A 2038-nucleotide genomic window follows, 5' to 3' on the forward strand; every position below is an offset into this window, starting at 1 on the left:
GGCCTGGCGATGGTGGCCGTGCTGTTGGGGCAGGGGCTGCGGCTCTACGGGCCCGCCATCAGCGTCACGCTCTTCATGCTCGTGACGCTGGTGGCCTTCGTGGCGGTGACCCGCTGGAGCGCGAACGCCCTCTCGCTGCTGGAAGCGAAACACCGTCAGGTGGAGCAGTCGCTGCGGCTGTCGGAGGCGCGCTTCAGCGGCATCGTCGCCTACGCGGCGGACGCCATCATCTCCATCGACCCCGCGCAGCGCATCATCCTGTTCAACGCGAGCGCCGAGCGCATCTTCGGCTACGCCGCGAGCGAGGTCCTGGGCCAGCCCCTGGGCGTGCTCCTGCCCGAAATCTTCCGGGCGGTCCACGCCCGGCACGTCCAACACTTCTCGGAGGGCGGCACGACCTCCCGACAGATGGGAGAGCGGATGCCCATCTCCGGCCGGCGCAAGGGCGGCGAGGAGTTCCCGGCGGAGGCCAGCATCTCGAAGCTGGACGTCGACGGGGCCCGGTTCTTCACCGTCAACCTGCGGGACATCACCGCGCGCAGGCTGGCGGAAGGCGTGCTGCGCAACAGCGAGGAGCGCTTCCGCGCGGCCTTCGAGTACGCGCCCATCGGCATGGCGCTGGTCGGGCTGGACGGGCGGTTCCTCCATGTGAACGCCGCGCTCTGCGACATCGTCGGCTACTCGAATGAGGAGATGCTCTCCATGACGTTCGGGGACCTCACCGTGTCGGAGGAGCTGCAGGAGGATCTGCTGAACGCGATCCGGCTGCAGAGGGGAGACATGGACACGTTCCAGCGGGAGAAGCACTACCGCCACCGGGACGGCCACATCCTGAACATCCAGTTGACGGCCTCGGTGATCCGCGACGCCCGCGGCCGGTCGCTCCACTTCATCGCGCAGATGCAGGACATCACGGAGCGCAAGAAGCTGGAGCAGGCGTGGCGCTTCCTGGCGGAGGCGGGCCCCCGGCTGGCGGCGTCGCTGGAGCCCCAGGTGACGCTGGCCACGGTGGCGGCGCTGGCCGTGCCCGCGCTGGCGGACTGGTGCGTGGTGGACCTGCTGGGGGATGAAGGCCGTGCGCACCGGGTGGAGACCGCGGCGGCCACGCCGGAGCTGACGCGGAGCCTGGGGGAGCTGCTCACCGCCTACCCGCATGATCCGCTCCGCGAGGGAGGGGCCACCGCCTCCGTCCTCCGGACGGGCATGCCGGTGATGCAGTCGGAGGTCACCGCGGAGATGCTCGAAGCCGCGACGGTGGATGCCACACACCTGGCATTGCTGCGCCGCCTCGCGCCCCTGTCCGGCCTCATCGTGCCGATGCGGACCCCCACGCGCATCCTGGGCGCCGTCACGCTCGCGACCACCATCTCCGGTCGTCGCTACGGGGCCCACGAGCTCGCGCAGGCGGAGGAGCTGGCGCGCCGGGCCGCGAGTGCGCTGGACAACGCCCAGCTGCACGAGAAGTCCGAACAGGCCACGCGCATGCGCGACGAGGTGCTGCGCATCGTTGCTCACGACCTGCGCGCTCCCCTCAACGTCATCGCGCTGAGCGCCGGGAAGCTGGGCAAGGCGTTGCCCGCGACGTGCGACGTCCAGAAGCCCCTGGAGTCCATCCGGAAGTCGGTCGAGCGGGCGAACCGGCTCATCCAGGACCTGCTCGACGTGGCCCGGATGGAGGGCGGAGCCCTGTCGGTGGAGCGCGAACCGCTGGAGGTGGCGCCGCTCGTCCGGGAGGCCGTGGACCTGCACCGCGCGCTCGTGGACGCGAAGCCCCTCCAGTTCGTGGTCCTCATCCCGGACGACGTGCCTCCCGTCCTCGCGGACCGGGAGCGCGTGCTTCAAATCCTCTCCAACCTCATCGGCAACGCGCTCAAGTTCACCCCCGAAGGGGGCGGCATCACGCTGCGCATCCAACCCGAACCGGGACAGGTGCGCTTCTCGGTGGGCGACACGGGGCCTGGGATCGCCGCGGAGGACCTGCCGCACCTCTTCGACCCCTTCTGGCAGACCCGGGAGAAGCGCAGGGAAGGGGCGGGGC

General features: G+C 70.6%; 1 protein-coding gene. It reads left to right on the forward strand.

The window, feature by feature from the left end; genetic code table 11:
* A partial coding sequence (locus tag D7V97_RS42660; RefSeq protein WP_120616232.1) for a PAS domain S-box protein occupies positions 1–2038 on the forward strand: 2038 nt, incomplete at both ends.

Origin of the sequence: Corallococcus sp. CA053C, assembly GCF_003611675.1 — a bacterium.
Lineage (GTDB): Bacteria > Myxococcota > Myxococcia > Myxococcales > Myxococcaceae > Corallococcus.